At 32.7% G+C, this 18,589-nt stretch carries 18 protein-coding genes; 13 read left to right on the top strand and 5 right to left on the bottom strand.

Features of this window, described 5'->3' with window-relative positions:
- Positions 1-3: 3 nt before the first annotated feature.
- Entirely contained in the window at positions 4-384 is a 381-nt protein-coding gene (locus tag IEV15_RS05145; RefSeq protein ID WP_188361441.1) for a TraR/DksA family transcriptional regulator, read from the top strand.
- Between the two features lie 64 nt (positions 385-448).
- Here IEV15_RS05145 and IEV15_RS05140 read toward each other — a convergent pair whose 3' ends face one another.
- Positions 449-1,690: an LVIVD repeat-containing protein gene (locus IEV15_RS05140; RefSeq protein WP_188361440.1), complete on the bottom strand. Its 1,242-nt coding sequence runs from the start codon at positions 1,688-1,690 to the stop codon at positions 449-451.
- Between the two features lie 144 nt (positions 1,691-1,834).
- Here IEV15_RS05140 and IEV15_RS05135 point away from each other — a divergent pair, with 144 nt between their 5' ends.
- On the top strand, positions 1,835-2,467 hold the full coding sequence (locus IEV15_RS05135) for a lipoprotein signal peptidase (RefSeq protein ID WP_188361439.1): 633 nt from the start codon (positions 1,835-1,837) through the stop codon (positions 2,465-2,467).
- Here the strand turns inward: IEV15_RS05135 and IEV15_RS05130 are convergent.
- A complete protein-coding gene (locus IEV15_RS05130) occupies positions 2,464-3,027 on the bottom strand; it encodes a 5-formyltetrahydrofolate cyclo-ligase (protein ID WP_188361438.1) in 564 nt (187 codons plus the stop codon). The two genes, IEV15_RS05135 and IEV15_RS05130, sit on opposite strands and share 4 nt — an antisense overlap.
- 115 nt (positions 3,028-3,142) lie before the next feature.
- Here IEV15_RS05130 and uvrC point away from each other — a divergent pair, with 115 nt between their 5' ends.
- From uvrC to IEV15_RS05080, 10 genes are all read left to right on the top strand, one after another.
- Positions 3,143-4,942, top strand: coding sequence for an excinuclease ABC subunit UvrC (gene uvrC / locus IEV15_RS05125; protein ID WP_188361437.1), 1,800 nt, complete (start codon positions 3,143-3,145; stop codon positions 4,940-4,942).
- 6 nt (positions 4,943-4,948) lie between these two features.
- The gene (locus tag IEV15_RS05120) at positions 4,949-7,273 is read left to right on the top strand and encodes a patatin-like phospholipase family protein (RefSeq protein ID WP_308418832.1); all 2,325 of its coding nucleotides are present in this window, start codon (positions 4,949-4,951) and stop codon (positions 7,271-7,273) included.
- A gap of 295 nt (positions 7,274-7,568) precedes the next feature.
- Entirely contained in the window at positions 7,569-8,723 is a 1,155-nt protein-coding gene (locus IEV15_RS05115) for a homogentisate 1,2-dioxygenase (RefSeq protein WP_188361436.1), read from the top strand.
- A gap of 27 nt (positions 8,724-8,750) precedes the next feature.
- Positions 8,751-9,911 (top strand): 4-hydroxyphenylpyruvate dioxygenase, encoded by a 1,161-nt coding sequence (hppD, locus tag IEV15_RS05110; RefSeq protein WP_188361435.1) that lies wholly within the window; start codon positions 8,751-8,753, stop codon positions 9,909-9,911.
- 373 nt (positions 9,912-10,284) lie between these two features.
- A complete protein-coding gene (locus IEV15_RS05105; RefSeq protein ID WP_188361434.1) occupies positions 10,285-11,073 on the top strand; it encodes a DUF3108 domain-containing protein in 789 nt (262 codons plus the stop codon).
- Positions 11,074-11,075: 2 nt separating this feature from the next.
- On the top strand, positions 11,076-12,011 hold the full coding sequence (locus IEV15_RS05100; RefSeq protein WP_373282139.1) for a tryptophan 2,3-dioxygenase family protein: 936 nt from the start codon (positions 11,076-11,078) through the stop codon (positions 12,009-12,011).
- 18 nt (positions 12,012-12,029) lie between these two features.
- Positions 12,030-13,289: a M23 family metallopeptidase gene (locus tag IEV15_RS05095; RefSeq protein ID WP_188361432.1), complete on the top strand. Its 1,260-nt coding sequence runs from the start codon at positions 12,030-12,032 to the stop codon at positions 13,287-13,289.
- Positions 13,290-13,291: 2 nt separating this feature from the next.
- A complete protein-coding gene (gene pgi, locus IEV15_RS05090; protein WP_188361431.1) occupies positions 13,292-14,932 on the top strand; it encodes a glucose-6-phosphate isomerase in 1,641 nt (546 codons plus the stop codon).
- Between the two features lie 70 nt (positions 14,933-15,002).
- Positions 15,003-15,425: a hypothetical protein gene (locus IEV15_RS05085; protein ID WP_188361430.1), complete on the top strand. Its 423-nt coding sequence runs from the start codon at positions 15,003-15,005 to the stop codon at positions 15,423-15,425.
- Between the two features lie 80 nt (positions 15,426-15,505).
- Positions 15,506-16,018 (top strand): septal ring lytic transglycosylase RlpA family protein, encoded by a 513-nt coding sequence (locus IEV15_RS05080; protein ID WP_188361429.1) that lies wholly within the window; start codon positions 15,506-15,508, stop codon positions 16,016-16,018.
- 2 nt (positions 16,019-16,020) lie between these two features.
- On the opposite strand, the gene IEV15_RS05075 is transcribed toward IEV15_RS05080, so the two are convergent.
- Genes IEV15_RS05075 through IEV15_RS05065 form a run of 3 tightly spaced genes read right to left on the bottom strand, consistent with a single transcriptional unit; the run spans position 16,021 to position 17,427 of the window.
- On the bottom strand, positions 16,021-16,476 hold the full coding sequence (locus IEV15_RS05075) for a YciI family protein (protein WP_188361428.1): 456 nt from the start codon (positions 16,474-16,476) through the stop codon (positions 16,021-16,023).
- Between the two features lie 13 nt (positions 16,477-16,489).
- Positions 16,490-16,960, bottom strand: a complete 471-nt coding sequence (locus IEV15_RS05070; protein WP_188361427.1) for a gliding motility lipoprotein GldH family protein — start codon at positions 16,958-16,960, stop codon at positions 16,490-16,492.
- A complete protein-coding gene (locus IEV15_RS05065; RefSeq protein ID WP_188361426.1) occupies positions 16,957-17,427 on the bottom strand; it encodes a CYTH domain-containing protein in 471 nt (156 codons plus the stop codon). Before IEV15_RS05065 ends, IEV15_RS05070 begins: the two co-directional genes overlap by 4 nt.
- 42 nt (positions 17,428-17,469) lie before the next feature.
- Here IEV15_RS05065 and dinB point away from each other — a divergent pair, with 42 nt between their 5' ends.
- Complete coding sequence (gene dinB, locus IEV15_RS05060) at positions 17,470-18,552, top strand: DNA polymerase IV (RefSeq protein WP_188361425.1); 1,083 nt, start codon at positions 17,470-17,472, stop codon at positions 18,550-18,552.
- Positions 18,553-18,589: the final 37 nt, after the last annotated feature.

Raw genomic sequence — 18,589 nt, 5'->3', positions numbered from 1 at the left:
AATATGACAGATGAAGTAGTACGATACTCTGACACCGACTTGGCTGAGTTCAAAGAAATTATCTTAAAAAAAATTGAGAAAGCTCAAAATGATTTAGAATTAATCAAAAGTGCCTATATGAACGATTTGAATAATGGAACTGATGATACATCACCCACATTCAAAGCTTTTGAAGAAGGTAGCGAAACCATGTCTAAAGAAGCTAACTCTCAATTAGCAATTCGTCAGGAAAAATTTATCCGCGACTTAAAAAATGCACTTTTCAGAGTAGAAAACAAAACCTACGGGGTTTGTAAGGTTACAGGTAAATTAATTTCTAAGGAACGCTTAAAATTAGTGCCGCATGCTACAATGAGTATTGAAGCAAAAAATTTACAGCGGTAAAAACTTTACATAACTAAAAAAGCTCCAAATTGGAGCTTTTTTTATGTTTGATATGTAAATCACATTAAAAATTCACAACACTCAATTGTTGCAATGTGAAGTTTGGACCATAATTGTATTGAATTATTTTATTCATTCCCACAGCAATTAAATGCGAATCCAAAGGAATAACATCGGTTACTATATCAGCATAAGTGTTTTCTAAACTCAGAGCAGAACCATTTGTGGCATCAAAAACTTTTAAACCACCATTTTTACAACACACATATAAAGTGTTGCTTCTGTATCCCAAGCCATAAGGTTCAGCAATTAAATAGGTAGAAAGCAATGTTGGATTAGAAATGTTAGAAATATCAATAACATTGATTTGATCTTCAATGGCTCCACAAGTTGTGCCACCTCTAACAGTAATATAAGCCGTGGTTTGATTTACAACAACTGGGTCACAAGCCGTAGCATGTGAAAAACCGGAAACATAATAAGGGTTAAATTCATCAGTAGCGTTAAAAACAAACATTCCGTTTGTGGCTCCAACAAATAAATAGTCTTTTTGTTTGAACAAGGTTTCAAATTGACCACCACCAAACCATTCCGTCATATAAATCGGACTCACGTAAACGGGTTGTAGCGGGTTTGAAATATTAATCACATTCAAATGAAACGGTTCAATCACATATAACGCATTGTTGTTTATTTGAAACCGAGCATACGATCCACCAACACCCACAATGTCTGGGCCTTGTGCCCCAATTAACGCGTCATTCGCAAAATCTATTTCCATGCCGTAGGGTCTTTTTTTGGTTTCTAAATGATAGCCCACAATGATTTCATTAGCATTTGGCATTACTGTATAATCGTAAAACTCTGCTTCGTCAGGGAAAACGGGATAAAAAGAAAATACATTTTGCAAAGTGTTAATTACTGTAATGTTTTGTATGGAAGAAATATCAAAAGTCACCAAATCAACAAAATTATCAGCATATAAATGGTTTCCTTTTACGGCAATGTCATGAACTCCTTCTAAAGCAATAAATGCAATATTTTGCGGACTTGCCGGATTTTGATTGTCAAAAATATGAATACCCTCCTCTTGAGCGATGTAAAAAAGGTAATTTTGACTCACATATATTTTGCCGTCAGAATTGGTTTCTCGTGCTCCGGTAACCGTGATTCCCGAACGAATAGCATCCAAAGACTTAACAATCGGAACAGCAAACACCGCAGTTTCAGAAGGGCCATCATCTGAAGTACATCCAAAAAAAGGAAGAAACAAAAGGAAACTTAAAAAAAAGCGAATTGTTTTCATAGCTTTTCAAATTAATAGTCAAATGTAGCAACTTTTTTTAATTTAATTTACTAAAAATTAAACTATTAAAAGTTTCATAACATTGCGAACTTAAGCTTTTTTTGTTTGATATAATTACTATTTTTGCAGGATAAATTTTCATCAATGTCATTAAAGAAAGCAACTCTTCTCATCGTAATCATTTTATTGGTTGATCAAATCTCTAAAATTTATATAAAAACCAATTTTATTTATGGCGAGGCAGGCGAAATTAAAGTAGCTGAATGGTTTCGAATTATGTTGATTGAAAACGAAGGAATGGCTTGGGGAACGGTTATTCCCGGTGAATATGGTAAGCTTTTTCTAACCATTTTCAGAATCTTTGCCGTTTTTGGTATTGCTTATTGGTTGTGGAGTTCGGTTAAAACAAAAGCTTCCAACTATCTAATTGTTGCTATTTCATTAATTTTTGCCGGAGCTTTCGGTAACATTATTGACAGTGTTTTTTATGGCGTGATTTTTAACGATAGTTTTCACGCACCGGCTACGCTATTTTCTGAAAATCCTTATGGAACGCTGTTTCATGGAAAAGTGGTGGATATGTTATATTTCCCTTTTTGGTCAGGAATTCTGCCGGAATGGTTGCCAATTTGGGGCGGAAAGTATTTCACTTTTTTTAATGCCATTTTTAACATTGCAGATATGGCCATTTCAACAGGTGTTGGAATTTTAATTGTATTCAATAAAAAAGCATTTGCACCTGAAAAAGAGGTTGAAAATCAAACATCTGAAGTTTAAAAGCTATAAATTTCTTCAGGAGTAACACAATAATTTAATCGGATATCTCTCTCATCAAAATCAGCAATTGCTGTTTCAGGAGCAAAAAAAGACAGCCCAACTTTTATCGTTTCAGGCTTGCATTCCGATAAAAAGCGATCATAAAATCCTTTTCCGTATCCCACCCGATGACCGTTTTTATCAAAAGCTAAAAGAGGAACAAAAACCACGTCAATCTTACTAGTAGGCACTTCCAAACCGTCAATAGGTTCAGGAATTCCGTAGTCGTTTAGTTTTATTTTTGTGTTGTCAGTCAACAAAAAATGAATCATTTTTCCGGTTTCAAAATCACTTTTCGAGATTACAATTTCTTTGTCTTTTCCGGCTAAAATTTGAAGAATACACGCTGTATTTATTTCTTTTTGTTTTTCAATAGAAAGAAACAAATGATAATAGTTTTTTTGCCAAATGGCTAATTTCAGAAGTAGATTGGCAATTGCCAAACTTTTCTCCTCCAATTCTTCAGTAGAAATCAGACTTCTTAAATCTTTATATTTTTTGCGTATTTCTTTTTTATTCATTTGGTAAATGTAAAAAAGTTAAAAGAAACCAATGTTTGTTTGGTGTCTTTTTTAAAGTTAAATTTGTTTTGAAAATTCAGCAGATTAACTTTTTGAATTGCTGCGAAACCGTAAAATGAATAGCCCAACTTTAGAACTTCAACTTCAAACGCTACCTGACAATCCGGGAGTTTATCAGTATTATGATAAAGAAGGCAAAATTTTATATGTTGGAAAAGCCAAGAATTTAAAAAAACGGGTTTTATCCTATTTTACCAAATCGCATGATAATTATAAAACCGCTGTTTTAGTAAAAAAGATTGTAGAAATTAGACATATTGTTGTGGTTAGCGAACAAGATGCATTGTTGCTGGAGAACAATCTGATAAAAAAATTACAACCTCGATACAACATCAACCTTAAAGATGACAAAACCTATCCGTGGATTTGTATCAAAAAAGAACCGTTTTCACGCATTTTTCCCACTCGAAAAATGATTAAAGACGGCTCAGAATATTTTGGCCCTTATACCAATTTTAAAACTGTAAACACGTTACTGGATTTGATTAAAGAATTGTATCCGTTGCGAACTTGTAATTATGATTTGAATGAAAACAACATCAAAAATCATAAATATAAAGTTTGTTTAGAATATCACATTGGCAATTGCAAAGGACCTTGTGAAGGTTTGGAAACGTTAGAAAATTATCAAACTCAAGTGGACGCCATCAGAGAAATTTTGAAAGGAAATTTTAAAGAAAGCTTACGAACGTTCAAACAAAAAATGAATGCTTTTGCTCAAAATATGGAATTTGAAGAAGCCCAAAAAATCAAAGAAAAAATAGATGTTTTAGAAAATTATCAAGCCAAATCAACCATTTTAAATCCTAAAATATCCAACATTGATGTGTTTTCTATTGTTTCAGATGAAACAATGGCCTATGTTAATTTTCTTCAAATTTCACATGGGGCAATTATTCGTTCGCATACGTTGGAAATGAAAAAGAAATTAGACGAAAGCGATGAGGAATTATTAGAATTGGCTGTTGTTGAACTTCGCGAAAGGTTTCATCTTACTTCCAAAGAACTAATTTTACCTTTTGAATTGGATTTTGGCGATAAAATAAAAATTACGGTGCCGCAGTTGGGCGATAAAAAGCACATACTTGAATTGTCACAACGAAACGCCAAATACCATCGATTGGAGCAATTGAAACAAATTCAGATTGTAGATCCGGAACGTCATACCAATCGAATTATGGCACAAATGCAAAAAGATTTACGCCTTTCTGTTGAGCCGAGACATATTGAGTGTTTTGATAATTCTAACATTCAAGGTACGAATCCTGTAGCGGCTTGCGTTGTTTTTAAAGATGGAAAACCCAGCAAAAAAGACTACCGACATTTTAATATAAAAACCGTTGTGGGACCTGATGATTTTGCTTCTATGGAAGAAGTGGTTTATCGCCGCTACAAACGCTTGGTGAAAGAAAACCAACCCTTGCCACAACTCATCATAATTGACGGAGGGAAAGGTCAACTTTCATCAGCTTTAAAAAGTTTGGACGAATTAAACTTGAGAGGTAAAATTGCAATAATCGGTATTGCAAAACGTTTGGAAGAATTGTTCTATCCCGGAGATTCTGTGCCGTTATATTTGGATAAAAAATCAGAAACACTTAAAATTATTCAGCAATTGCGAAATGAAGCCCACCGATTTGGAATTTCGCACCACCGGGATAAAAGAAGTAAAGCTGCACTGCAAACCACGCTTGAAACTATTCCTGGAATTGGCGAAAAAACCATGATTATGTTATTAAAACATTTTAAGAGTGTTAAAAGATTAGCTCAAGCAACAGAAAATGAAATTTCTTCGGTTGTAGGTATATCAAAAGCCAAAAAAATTTACGAATTTTACAACTCAACAAATAAATAAACTATTTTGGGAAGAATTGAAACTGCCTTTTCGAATTTTATAGCGGCAATTTTGTTTCAATTGAAATGGAATAAAATGACGCTTTTTCAATCGGTTTCTTATACCTCTTTTCGTCCATTAGCATTTGCCTTTTACCTTTTACCTTTTACCTTTTACCTTTTACCAATTTCCTCATTTTCCCAAGATACAATTCAACAACCAAAAATTGGATTGGTGTTGAGTGGTGGTGGAGCAAAAGGATTGGCTCATATTGGCGTTTTAAAAGTAATTGAAGAAGCCGGAATTAAAATTGACTACATTGGTGGAACCAGTATGGGAGCAATTGTTGGAGGGTTGTATGCTTCAGGATATACAGCAAATCAATTGGATAGTATTTTTAAAAGTTCCGATTATGATGCTATAATTCAAGACTTTATTCCAAGAAAATCAAAGAATTTTTATGAAAAAGGAAATGACGAACGGTATGCTGTGATGTTACCTTTTTCAAACTTCAAGTTGGGCGTTCCTGCGGCTTTGTCAAAAGGATTGTATAATTATAATATGATAACTCGTTTAACGAATCATGTTTATAATGTTAGAGATTTTAATGAATTACCAATTCCTTTTTTATGTATTGCAACTGACGTAGAAACAGGAGAGGAAGTGCTATTAAATAAAGGGTTTTTATCACAAGCTGTTTTAGCAAGTGGAGCATTTCCTACGTTGTATTCGCCAATTGAAATTGATGGAAAATATTTAATTGATGGCGGAGTTGTTAACAACTATCCGATAGAAGATTTAAAAAAAATGGGTGCCGATATTATCATTGGCGTTGATGTTCAAGATGACTTAAAAGATAGGGAACAATTGCAAGATGCTTCCCGAATATTGGTACAAATATCAAACCTTCAAATGATTCAAAGGATGAACAAGAATCGTGAGATGACAGACATTTATATAAAGCCGGAGGTGAGTGACTTTTCTGTTATTTCATTTGACCAAAGTGATAAGATTATTAAAAAAGGAGAGGAAGCCGGGTTCTCTGTTTATGAAAAATTAAAAGCATTAGGAACCAATTCTAAAAGGCTGCCTTCTGTTGTAACGGTTCGAGAATCGGATAGTTTATATATAAGCTCAATAAATACAGAAAAACTCGAAAACTATACACGTTCTTATTTAATTGGAAAATTAAGGTTTAAACCAAACACAAAAATTACTTATGCCGATTTGAAACAAGGAATTGAGAACTTGAATGCAACTCAAAACTTCAATTCAATTTCGTATACTATTGATCAAAGCGAAGAAGGTAATAAGTTAAATCTTAATTTAAATGAAAACAAACAAAAAACGTTTTTGAAGTTTGGAATACATTATGATCAACTCTATAAAAGCGGTGTTTTAATAAATTATACACACAAAAAATTGTTGTTAAAAAACGATGTCTTTTCAGCAGATGTAGTTTTAGGGGATAACATACGATATTATTTAGATTATTATATTGATAATGGTTTTTACCTGAGTTACGGTTTTAAATCAAGGTTCAATCAGTTTAATAGAAATATTAAGTCCGATTTTAGTAGTGGTTTGTTGTTGGATGAATTAGGAATAAATTCTTTTAATGTAGATTTTTCAGATTTTACTCATCAATTTTATGTGCAAACTGTTTTTGTTCAAAAATTTTTAGCTATTGGTGGTGTTGAATACAAATCATTACGAATAGAATCTGAAACATTACAAAACACAACTCCATTGCTTGAAAAAAGTAATTATTTTAGTGTTTTTGGAAATATGAAATATGATTCTTTTGACAATAAATTTTTTCCAAAAAGCGGTTGGTATTTTAGTGGCGACATTCAATCCTTTTTATATTCATCAGATTACACCAATCAATTTAACAGATTTTCAATAGTAAAAGCGGATGTTGCAATTGCAAGAACCTTCTATGAAGATTTTACACTTCGCATTCAAACCGAAGGAGGTTTTGCTGTTGGTGAAAGTTCTGTTCCGTTTTTTAATTTTGTTCTAGGCGGTTATGGGTTTTATATGATTAACAATTTCAGACATTTTTATGGTTATGATTTTTTAAGTTTAGAAGGGAATAGTTATGTAAAATCAGCATTTACTTTGAATTATAACATTTACAAAAAAAACCATGTAAATTTTACCGCAAACTATGCTAACTTGGGAACAAATATATTTGAAACAGACATTTGGCACAAACAACCAAGATATTCAGGCTATGCTTTTGGTTATGGTTTAGAAACTATTTTTGGACCAATCGAATTAAAACACAGTTGGTCTCCTGAAACCAAAAACCATTATACATGGGTTAGTCTTGGCTTTTGGTTTTAATTTTACAAACAAGTCAATATTTTTTCCGATATTTGTATAGATTTTAAAAAAAATTCTAATGGTAATTATTTTAGGTTTATTACTCGCTTTCGGAATAGGAATCATCGTTGGCAAAAACCTCAATAATAAATAACAATTGCTGGTATGACTGTTTTTTGGCAAGGCTTATTAGAACATCTTCATTTCCTCATCAAGAGAAATCCGGAATGAGTAAATAAACTTTATATTGCTGTAATGTGTTTGTTTTTTTTAAACAAATGCATTTAATAATTGTTTAATTAATTCATTTAAAACTATGCCTTTTTATCATAAATTAGGGAATATACCTCCTAAACGTCATATACAATTCAGAAAACCAAACGGAGAATTATATTACGAACAACTGTTTGGAACCGTTGGGTTTGACGGAATGTATTCTAACATGTATCATGTTCATCGTCCAACGCAAGTAAAAGAAATCAAAAGACAATATAGTGTTGCTCCAAAAGTGGTGAAACCAAATAACATGCAATCTTACCGTTTGTATGGTTTTGATGTGGCTCCTGAAAAAGATTATTTAGAGAGCCGAAAAATTGTTTTGACCAATACCGATTGTCACATCACATTAGCTTCTCCTCAAAATAAAACACAAGATTATTTTTATAAAAATACCGATTCTGACGAAATGATTTTCATTCATAAAGGATCAGGAACTTTGCGAACATTGTTAGGAAACTTAGATTTCAAATATGGCGATTATATTGTTGTGCCAAGAGGAATTATTTATAAAATAGATTTTGATACTGAAGACAACAGGTTGTTTATTGTGGAATCGAGAAGACCAATTTATACCCCAAAAAGATATCGAAACTGGTTCGGACAGTTGTTAGAACATTCTCCTTTTTGTGAACGCGATTTACGACGCCCCGAAAAATTAGAAACTCATGATGAAACAGGTGAGTTTATAATTAAAGTAAAAAAACGCGATGAAATAATTGAAATGGTATATGCTTCGCATCCTTTTGATGTTGTGGGATATGATGGTTACAATTATCCGTATGCGTTCTCCATTCACGACTTTGAACCCATTACGGGACGAATTCATCAACCGCCGCCGGTACATCAAACTTTTGAAACAGATGCATTTGTAGTTTGTTCTTTTGTGCCGCGATTATATGATTATCATCCGCTTTCAATTCCCGCACCATACAACCACAGTAATATTGATAGTGATGAGGTGTTGTATTATGTAGATGGTGATTTTATGAGTAGAAATGACGTTAAACCCGGGCAAATTTCATTACATCCTGCCGGAATTCCTCACGGACCACACCCGGGAGCATATGAAAGAAGTATTGGAAAAACAGAAACAAAAGAGTTGGCCGTTATGGTTGATACATTCAAACCATTGATGGTGACAGAAGAAGCGATGAAAATCGCTGATGAAAAATATTATCAATCTTGGTTATAATTTATAACTATTTAAAAAATTAAAAGTATGTCACAAGAGATAAAATCAGTAGAATACGGACTGGAAAAAATATTTGAAGGAGCTCAGGATTTTCTTCCTTTGCTAGGTACAGATTATGTTGAATTTTATGTTGGTAATGCCAAACAAGCCGCTCATTTTTATAAAACTGCTTTCGGTTTTCAATCATTGGCTTATGCCGGGTTAGAAACCGGAGTTAAAGACAGAGCTTCTTATGTATTGAAACAAGATAAAATTAGATTGGTTTTGACAACTGCATTAAAAAGCGATTCACCAATTGGAGAACATGTGAAAAAACATGGCGATGGTGTGAAAGTTGTTGCTCTGTGGGTAGAAGATGCCCGAAAATCTTTTGAGGAAACAACCAAAAGAGGAGCCAGAGTTTTTATGGAACCAACAGTTGAAACAGATGAGTTTGGTGAAGTAATACGTGCCGGAATTTATACTTATGGCGAAACCGTTCACATGTTTGTTGAACGCAAAAATTATAAAGGTATTTTTCTACCCGGGTACAAAGAATGGAAATCAGATTACAACCCTACTGCTGTTGGATTGAAATTTGTTGATCACATGGTAGGAAATGTAGGTTGGAACGAAATGAACGTTTGGGTAAAATGGTATGAAGATGTCATGGGATTTGTAAATTTCCTTTCGTTTGATGACAAACAAATTACTACCGAATATTCTGCTTTAATGAGTAAAGTGATGAGTAATGGAAACGGGAGAATCAAATTTCCAATAAATGAACCGGCAGAAGGCAAAAAGAGATCACAAATTGAAGAATATTTAGATTTTTATGAAGGTCCGGGTGTGCAACATATTGCCGTAGCTACCGATGATATTTTGACAACTGTAGCCGAAATGCGAAAAAGAGGTATAGAGTTTTTAAGTACACCACCACAAGCTTATTATGACGCTATTCCGGAACGTTTAAAAGACCACATGTCTAAATTTAAAGAAGATATCAACGAACTTCAAAAATTAGGAATCATGATTGATGCAGACGAAGAAGGCTATTTGTTACAGATTTTTACCAAACCGGTTGAAGACAGACCAACGCTTTTCTTTGAAATTATTCAGCGAATGGGAGCCAGAGGATTTGGAGCAGGTAACTTTAAAGCCTTATTTGAGTCAATCGAAAGAGAACAAGCTTTGCGAGGAACGTTGTAAAACAATATATTTATTGAATATAATGTAATTTTTACTTCTCAAATAAGCTTTAAAATGTAAATAATTAGTTAAAGTTGATTTTTTGTTGAAATAAATCAATTTTATAGCTACTTTTGCACTCGCTAAAACAAAGGGGTGGTTTCCTTATTTAGCTATGAAAATATTTTTTCATAATTTATAGTTTTTTGGTTAGTTAATAGCACAAACCCCAGTCAAATTGATTGGGGTTTGTGTTTTTTTTGGCTTGTAACATCTTTTAATGTTATAAATGTGTAGATTTAATCAATATTTAAAGCTTAGTTTTTGTCTTCCCTTCAACTTTTACTACTTTTGGAACAGAAATTGTAATTACAGTTAAAAAAATAACTTAACAATGAAAAAGGGTATTCTCATTATTTTGTTTTTAGTAACTGTAAGTTTTACTAAACAAGAGGCTCCGATTGCAACAAAAGAAGCGTTTCAATCAGGAGAGTGGTTTCAATTTCGAATACATTATGGTTTGATCAATGCCGGCTATGCTGAGTTGGAGGTGAAAGAAGTTGTGAGAAACAACAAAAAAGTATATCATGCCAAAGGTTATGGATATACCACAGGCATGACAAAATTGTTTTTTAAAGTAGAAGATGATTATCAAAGTTTTTTTGATAAAGCTACTGGTGTTCCGTTCCATTTTATTAGAAAAATTGATGAGGGAGGTTATACAAAAAACCAAGAAGGCTATTTTAATCATAGTGATAAAACAGTATTAGTTAAAGATCACAAAAAGAAAACAGAAAATACATATTCAGTACCTGACAAAACACAAGATATATTGTCTTCGTTTTATTATTTAAGAAATCATCCCAACATTAATAAGTTAAAAGTGGGAGAGTCAATAAACATTGATATGTTTTTTGATGATGAAACAACAAAGTTTAAGTTAAAATTTGTCGGGCGAGAAGATATAAAAACTAAATTTGGAGTTGTTCCAACAATGGTTTTCAGACCTTATGTTCAAGCAGGGCGTGTTTTTAAGGAACAAGAAAGTTTAACAGTTTGGATTTCTGATGACGAGAACAAATTACCAATAAGAATCAAAGCTAATTTAGCTGTTGGATCTTTAAAGGCAGATATAGAAAAGTTTAGAGGGTTGAAACACTCTTTTACCATTAAACCAAAATAATGATGAATACAACAAGCACTGATGAACTACTTGATAAAATTGAAAAAAAATATCAAGCCATAAACCAAAAAACAGAAACTCATTTAGAGGGTCTTTTGTGGTCAAAACCAATAACTTATTGGGATTATGTTCAAACAGATGCTTTGTTAAACCTTCAAATACAGCGAACAACATTGCCTGATGAAATGGTATTTATCATGTATCATCAGGTTAATGAGTTGATTTTTAAAATGATTTTGTGGGAAATTGAACAAATTTCTAAAGCTAAAGAATTAACAACACCACTTTTTACAGAAAAACTAATGCGTATCAGTCGTTATTTTGATATGCTAACTACATCTTTCGATATTATGAAAGAAGGAATGGATGTAGAACAATACATGAAATTCAGAAACACATTAACTCCCGCAAGTGGTTTTCAAAGTGCTCAATATCGATTAATTGAATTTGCTTCAACAGATTTAATAAACCTTATTGACGCTCGTTATAGAGGCTCAATCGATAGAAATACGCCTTATGAACATGCATTTGAACATTTATATTGGCAAGCCGCCGGTAAAGATTATCAAACCGGAGGAAAAACGTTTTTAATTCAAGAATTTGAGCGAAAATATAAAAAGGAATTTCTTTCTTTTATGGAAGAATACAATACAATAAACCTATGGCGAAAATTCAAACAATTACCTATTGAAGATCAAAAGAATACAGAATTAAGAAATGCCATGCGTCATTTTGATTACACCGTAAACATTACTTGGGTCATGGGTCATTTTAATGCAGCAAAAAAATACATTGATAGCGGTTATGGCTCAGGTGAAGCAACAGGAGGAAGCGATTGGAAAAAATACATGTTACCCAAATACCAAAAAAGAATTTTTTTTCCAGAATTGTGGAGTGAAGAAGAGTTGAAAAACTGGGGAGAGAAAGAAAGTGTTTAATGTTGTAAACCAATCAAATTGAAGTATTTTTTTAGCAGTATAGTAGTTTTATTTTTATTGATTTCATGTAATAAAAAAGAAGAATCAAAGATAATTGAACCCGAAATAAAGGAAAAAATTATTGTTGAATTCGGCTTTACTTACAATGATTTTCTTGTTGAACAGGACACCATTAGAACGGGTGATTTGTTTGGTAAAATTCTTGAAAAACACCATCTTGGAGAAATTAGTCCGTTTGAAATAGTGGAAAAAGTAAAAGATTCTTTTAATCTTAAAAACATTCGTGTTGGAAGACCAATCACGCTTTTAAAATCTAAAACACCACCGCATCAACTACAAGTTTTTGTTTATCAACAAGATAACATCAATTATCAAGTGGTTGATTTAAGAAACGGAATTAAAACATTCAAAGATAAAAAACCGGTTACAATTATAAGAAGAACTTTTGCTTCAGAAATAATTGGGTCACTTTCTGAAACACTAAACAGAGAAGGAGTTGATCCATCATTAGCCCATAATTTAGCTGAAGTTTATGCCTATTCTGTCGATTTCTTTAAAATTCAAAAAGGAGATAAATTTGCTGTTACCTTTTATGAAAAGTTTATAAATGATACTATTTATGCTGGAGTAGAAAAAATGGAAGCTTCGTTTTTTGAACATAAAGGAAAACAGATTTATGCTTTTCCTTTTAAAACAGATACGTTAGCCAAAAAAGTTGAATATTATGATCATGAGGCAAAAGCATTAAAAACCATGTTTTTGAAAGCACCGTTAGATTATTTTAGAATATCCTCAAAGTTTTCTCCTAAACGTTTTCATCCCGTGCAAATGAAATGGAAAGCTCATAAAGGAACTGATTATGCCGCTCCTCACGGAACTCCAATAAAGACAACTGCGTCGGGAGTCGTGGAACGAACCGGATTCACGGCCGGAAATGGAAATTATGTTAAGGTAAAGCACAACAGCACCTATTCTACACAATATTTACACATGTCAAAAATTCTTGTCAGAAAAGGTCAACGTGTTAATCAAGGGGAAGTAATAGGAAAAGTTGGTAGCACAGGTTTAGCAACCGGCCCGCATGTTTGTTATCGTTTTTGGAAAAATGGCGAACAAGTAGATCCACTTTCACAAAAATTACCAAATACAGAGCCGATGCCTGACAAGCACAAACCTCGATTTATGAGCATGATGGCACCTATGAAAAAAGAACTGGATAGCGTGGCTTATGTGCGATTTAGAAACATTAGAATTACAACTAACTCAACTTCAGAATAATTATGGCACTAGAAAGTTTGAATCCATCAGGAACTGTTGCTTGGCAAAATTTAAGAACTCATTTTGAAGAAATGCAGTATGCTTCCATGCAAGACATGTTTGCTGAAGATGCTTCAAGAGCCGAAAAATTTCACATTCAATGGAATGACTTTTTGGTTGATTATTCAAAAAACAACATCAATCAGGAAACATTAAACCATTTACTTGCATTAGCTGAAGAAGTGAATTTAAAAGATGCTATTGCTAAATATTTTGCAGGCGACATCATTAATCAAACAGAAAATAGAGCCGTTTTACATACTGCTTTGAGAGCAGATAGTAATGAGGAAATTAAAGTTGACGGCAAAAATATTCTACCCGAAATTTCAGCAGTAAAAAACAAAATGAAGTTGTTTACAGATGAAATTGTTACGGGTAAAAAAACAGGCTTTTCAGGTAAACCGTTTACTGATATTGTAAATATTGGAATTGGCGGTTCTGATTTAGGACCTGTAATGGTTGTAGAAGCTCTTCAATATTATAAAAATCATTTAAACGTCCATTTTGTTTCCAATGTTGATGGCGACCATGTAAATGAAGTATTAAAAAAATTAAACCCCGAAACTACTCTTTTTGTAATTGTTTCTAAAACATTTACTACGCAGGAAACATTGTCAAATTCTGAAACCATTAGAAATTGGTTTTTGCAATCAGCAAAATTAGAAGATGTAGCTAAACACTTTGTGGCCGTTTCTACTAATGTTCAAAAAGTTACTGAATTTGGAATTCATCCGGACAATATATTTCCAATGTGGGATTGGGTTGGTGGACGATTTTCGTTATGGAGTGCCGTTGGTTTAACCATTAGTTTAGCGGTTGGATTTGATAATTTTCAAAAATTATTAAAAGGAGCCAATCAAATGGATGACCATTTTAAAACGACACCTTTTGATAAAAATATTCCGGTAGTTTTAGCATTATTGAGTGTTTGGTATAATAATTTTTTTGGAGCAGAAAGTGAAGCTTTGATTCCTTACACACAATATCTTGAAAAGTTTGCTTCTTATTTGCAACAAGGGATAATGGAAAGCAATGGAAAAAGCATTGATAGAGATGGAAATCCTGTAAATTATCAAACCGGAACTATTATTTGGGGAGAACCTGGAACCAACTCACAACATGCTTTTTTTCAATTAATTCATCAAGGAACAAAGTTAATTCCAACAGATTTCATAGGTTTTGTACATTCTTTACATGGCAACAAAGACCATCATGACAAATTGATGTCAAACTTTTTTGCTCAAACCGAAGCGTTATTGAACGGAAAATCTGCCGAACAAGTTTCAGCCGAATTTACAAAACAAGGCGTTTCCGAAGAAAAAGCTGCCTTTTTATTGCCTTTCAAAGTGTTTTCAGGAAACAGACCAACCAATACTATTTTAATTCAAAAACTCACTCCTGAAAGTTTAGGAGCATTAATTGCTCTTTATGAACACAAAATATTTGTTCAAGGTGTAATTTGGAATATATTCAGCTATGATCAGTGGGGTGTTGAATTAGGAAAACAATTGGCTAATTCTATTTTGGATGAAATTAATTCGGGGAATGTAAAACCTCATGATTCTTCTACAAATTTTTTATTGAATTTCTATCTTAAAAAATAAAAACCAATAGTCTTTGAATAGATGAGGATTTTTATTTCATTATATTTGTTATTCAAATAAATTTAAAAATATGTACGAACTTTTACAAAAATTACATTCTTGGTGGGCTTATTTAGCAATTGCAGTCCTACTTATAGCAGTTATCAATGCATTTATTGGATATAGCAGTAAAAAGCAATTTGAAGCAAAAGATTTGCGAATCTCTTTGTTTGCATTAATTTTTACTCATATACAATTGTTATTAGGTTTAGCGGTTTATTTTGTGTCACCTCTTGGTTTTTCGGCTTTGGGTGAAATGAAAAATGCAGCATTGCGTTTAACATCACTCGAACATCCGCTAATTAATATCATTGCAATTGTTTTAATTACAATAGGATGGTCAAAACACAAGAAAATGGAAGGCACTGCAAAATTCAGAAAAATTTTGTTTTTCTATGGTGTGGGACTTTTACTAATTTTGAGTAGAATTCCATGGAGCACATGGTTAGCATAATACATTAAACCACGTTTTTACGTGGTTTTTTTGTTTTTGGAACAACTTTTGTAAATCAAAACCAATTCTAATTGTTTATTATGAATAAGATTTATCAAATTGTTTGTGTTGGAATTTTCTTTGTAATTCTATTAAGTAGTTTTAAAAAACAAGATCAGTTTAATGGAACTTATTTTCCATTTTCAGTCGCTATAGATTCTATTAAAAAAGATTCTATTAAAAATGACTCAATAGCAATTGACAGTATCAAAATTGAAAGCAACATACTTTATAAATTGTATAAAAAGAATGCTCACGCATCCTATTATGCTGACAAATTTAATGGAAGAAAAACTGCAAACGGAGAAATTTTTGACAACAAAAAAAATACTGCCGCTCATAAAACTCTTCCATTTGGGACCTTAATTCGCGTTACAAACGAAGCCAACGGAAAATCTATTTTAGTTACTATAAACGACAGAGGTCCGTTTACTAAAGGCAGAGAAATAGATCTTTCTAAAAAAGCGTTTAGGGAAATTGCCAGACATCATGGTTATGGTTCCATGAAAGTTACCATTGAAGTTGTAGAAGAAATTATTACAGACGACGAATAAACTTATTTCAATTTACTGCCTTTTGCTGCCCACCATGGTAGCGTTTCAACTTCCAATCGGCCTGCTTTTACTGCTGGATCTAGATTTGCTAAACTATCTGCTTCTTTCAAAGTTTCAGTATTAAAAAGCAAAAATCCAGATACGGTTTCATGATTTTCAGATGGTCCGGCTATACTGATTTTTCCAATTTTATTTAACCATGAAATGTGAGCCATGTGTTGTTTCTGAATTTCGGCAGCTTCTTCCTTTGAATGGTTTCTGTTTTTTCCTTTTTTCAACAGAACCAAAAAGTACTTCTGCATCACATAAGTTGAATCTCCTTCTTGATAAGAAAAGGTTTCGTGATTGGTTTTTACAACTTCTTTCTTTTTTGGACTGTCGGTTTTGGTGTTTTGTATTTTTACGTTAATACAAGAGACCAGCAAAAGGGACGAAAGTAAAAGTAGAATTTTATTCATTTTTTCTGATTTTTTATTTAAAAATTTCCTTTAAACTCAATCCAATGCTAATCACATTTGGAAGATACTCACCTTGAAATTGATGAGAAATGCTAATAGTATAATCTCCTTTTATTAATTCTTTTTCACTAAAAATAACTTGTCTTAAATCGCAAATGTCTCCCATACATTCACCTCTGTCTTTGCCTTTTTCATCTTTTATCGATAGCATGATTTTTTCAACACTTACTTTTCCGTTTGGATCTTCTATTCTAAACTGAATCGGAATTTCAGAAAATTGAAAATCATGAACATGTCTAAAATCAAAGAAAAGATCATAGGATGATGCTTCTTTTTTAACTTCAAGTTTAAGTGTTCTTATTGATGATTTAAACCAGCGATTATCCTTAAAGTCGTTGTCAATAGTGGCATAAACATTGGTTTTATCACAAGATACTAGCAGTAGTATAGCAATAATCAGAATAGGTTTTATTAGTTTCATCATTTCCAATTTTTATAAGGGTTTTTACTCAAATAAGCATTGTAATAACGTTCGTCATTGGTTACCTCTTCGCCTAACCAATTGGGTTTTTCAAATGATTCAGTTTCAGACTTTAATTCAATTTCTGCAAGGATTAGTCCTTCGTTATCACCCGAAAAAACATCAACTTCAAACACGTGATTGCCTTTTTTTATTTCATAACGCAACTTGTCAATTACCCCTTTTTCGCAAAGTTGTAATAGTTCTTCTGCTTCTGTAAGTGAGATTTCTTTTTCCCATTCCAGTCGACTCATACCGGATTCGTTTCCTTTTCCTTTAATGGTTAAAAAACCGTTTCGTCCTTTTATTCTAACCCGAACTGTTCGCTCAGGAACGGAGCTTAAATAGCCTTGCACAATTCTATTTTGCTGAAAAGCTTCTGTTTTAAATTGTTCAGAAGTAACCAAAAATTTTCTTTCTATTTCTAACATGTGGTTTGAAAATCTAAGCGAAAGATACTATAAATTTGTGAAATGGAATTGCCAATTCTAAATAGAAAAATCATACATATTGACATGGATGCTTTTTATGCTTCTGTGGAACAAAAAGATTTTCCTGAATTAAAAGGGAAACCACTTGCTGTTGGCGGTAGTGAAATAAGAGGTGTGATTTCTGCCGCCAGTTATGAAGCCCGAAAATTTGGCGTTAGAAGTGCCATGAGTGGCGTTCAGGCAAAGAAATTGTGTCCCGAATTGGTTTTTGTACGACCTCGATTTGAACGTTACACCGAACTATCAAAAAAAATCAGAAAGATATTTTATGAATACACTGATTTGGTGGAGCCTCTTTCGTTAGACGAAGCTTATCTTGACGTAACTCAAAATAAAAAAGGAAATCCTAGTGCTACTTTATTGGCTCAAGAAATTAGAAAACGCATTTTTGATGAAACTGGTCTTACCGCTTCTGCGGGTATTTCTGTAAATAAATTTGTTGCTAAAATTGCTTCAGATTACAACAAACCAAACGGACAAAAAACCGTTAATCCCGATGAGGTAACAACATTTTTGGAAGCTTTAGACATTCGAAAATTTTATGGTATCGGAAAGGTTACAGCAGAACGAATGTATCAATTTGGTATTTATACCGGTATGGATTTAAAACTTCGAAGTTTGGATTTTCTGGAACAACACTTTGGTAAAAGCGGCGTGCATTATTACTACATTGTTCGCGGCATTCACAATAGTCCGGTGAAACCCAATCGGATATCAAAATCAGTTGGAGCGGAACGTACTTTCAACGAAAATTTGTCTTCTGAAGTATTTATGGAAGAACGGTTGGAAAATATTGCAAAAGAATTAGACAGACGTTTGCAAAAACACAAAATAGCCGGAAAGACGGTAACCTTAAAAATAAAATATTCTGATTTTTCATTGCAAACTCGTAGTAAAACCTTGCCCTATTTTATATCGGATAAATCCATTCTTTTAGAAACGGCCAAGGAATTGTTATACCAAGAAAAATTAAAAGAATCCGTTCGTTTGTTGGGGATTTCTATAAGCAACTTGAATTCTGAAATAAAAAAAACGGTAGTCGTGCAATTAAAATTTGAGTTTTAAAAAAAACTCCAATTAAGAAATCTCAATTGGAGTTAGT

The sequence above is a fragment of the Flavobacterium orientale genome (genome assembly GCF_014638005.1).
Taxonomy (GTDB): Bacteria; Bacteroidota; Bacteroidia; order Flavobacteriales; family Flavobacteriaceae; genus Flavobacterium; species Flavobacterium orientale.
Note: the sequence above shows the minus strand (reverse complement) of the source record. Positions and strands in the feature narration are given on the sequence as shown.

Bases quoted from the DNA above. Each gene is read 5' to 3' on its own strand.
- IEV15_RS05080 (WP_188361429.1), top strand. From the start codon at position 15,506: ATGAATAAGATTTATCAAATTGTTTGTGTTGGAATTTTCTTTGTAATT.
- dinB (WP_188361425.1), top strand. From the start codon at position 17,470: ATGGAATTGCCAATTCTAAATAGAAAAATCATACATATTGACATGGAT.
- uvrC (WP_188361437.1), top strand. From the start codon at position 3,143: ATGAATAGCCCAACTTTAGAACTTCAACTTCAAACGCTACCTGACAAT.
- IEV15_RS05100 (WP_373282139.1), top strand. From the start codon at position 11,076: ATGAATACAACAAGCACTGATGAACTACTTGATAAAATTGAAAAAAAA.
- IEV15_RS05075 (WP_188361428.1), bottom strand. From the start codon at position 16,476: ATGAATAAAATTCTACTTTTACTTTCGTCCCTTTTGCTGGTCTCTTGT.
- hppD (WP_188361435.1), top strand. From the start codon at position 8,751: ATGTCACAAGAGATAAAATCAGTAGAATACGGACTGGAAAAAATATTT.
- IEV15_RS05130 (WP_188361438.1), bottom strand. From the start codon at position 3,027: ATGAATAAAAAAGAAATACGCAAAAAATATAAAGATTTAAGAAGTCTG.
- IEV15_RS05145 (WP_188361441.1), top strand. From the start codon at position 4: ATGACAGATGAAGTAGTACGATACTCTGACACCGACTTGGCTGAGTTC.
- IEV15_RS05105 (WP_188361434.1), top strand. From the start codon at position 10,285: ATGAAAAAGGGTATTCTCATTATTTTGTTTTTAGTAACTGTAAGTTTT.
- pgi (WP_188361431.1), top strand. From the start codon at position 13,292: ATGGCACTAGAAAGTTTGAATCCATCAGGAACTGTTGCTTGGCAAAAT.
- IEV15_RS05070 (WP_188361427.1), bottom strand. From the start codon at position 16,960: ATGATGAAACTAATAAAACCTATTCTGATTATTGCTATACTACTGCTA.
- IEV15_RS05115 (WP_188361436.1), top strand. From the start codon at position 7,569: ATGCCTTTTTATCATAAATTAGGGAATATACCTCCTAAACGTCATATA.
- IEV15_RS05140 (WP_188361440.1), bottom strand. From the start codon at position 1,690: ATGAAAACAATTCGCTTTTTTTTAAGTTTCCTTTTGTTTCTTCCTTTT.
- IEV15_RS05065 (WP_188361426.1), bottom strand. From the start codon at position 17,427: ATGTTAGAAATAGAAAGAAAATTTTTGGTTACTTCTGAACAATTTAAA.
- IEV15_RS05085 (WP_188361430.1), top strand. From the start codon at position 15,003: ATGTACGAACTTTTACAAAAATTACATTCTTGGTGGGCTTATTTAGCA.
- IEV15_RS05135 (WP_188361439.1), top strand. From the start codon at position 1,835: ATGTCATTAAAGAAAGCAACTCTTCTCATCGTAATCATTTTATTGGTT.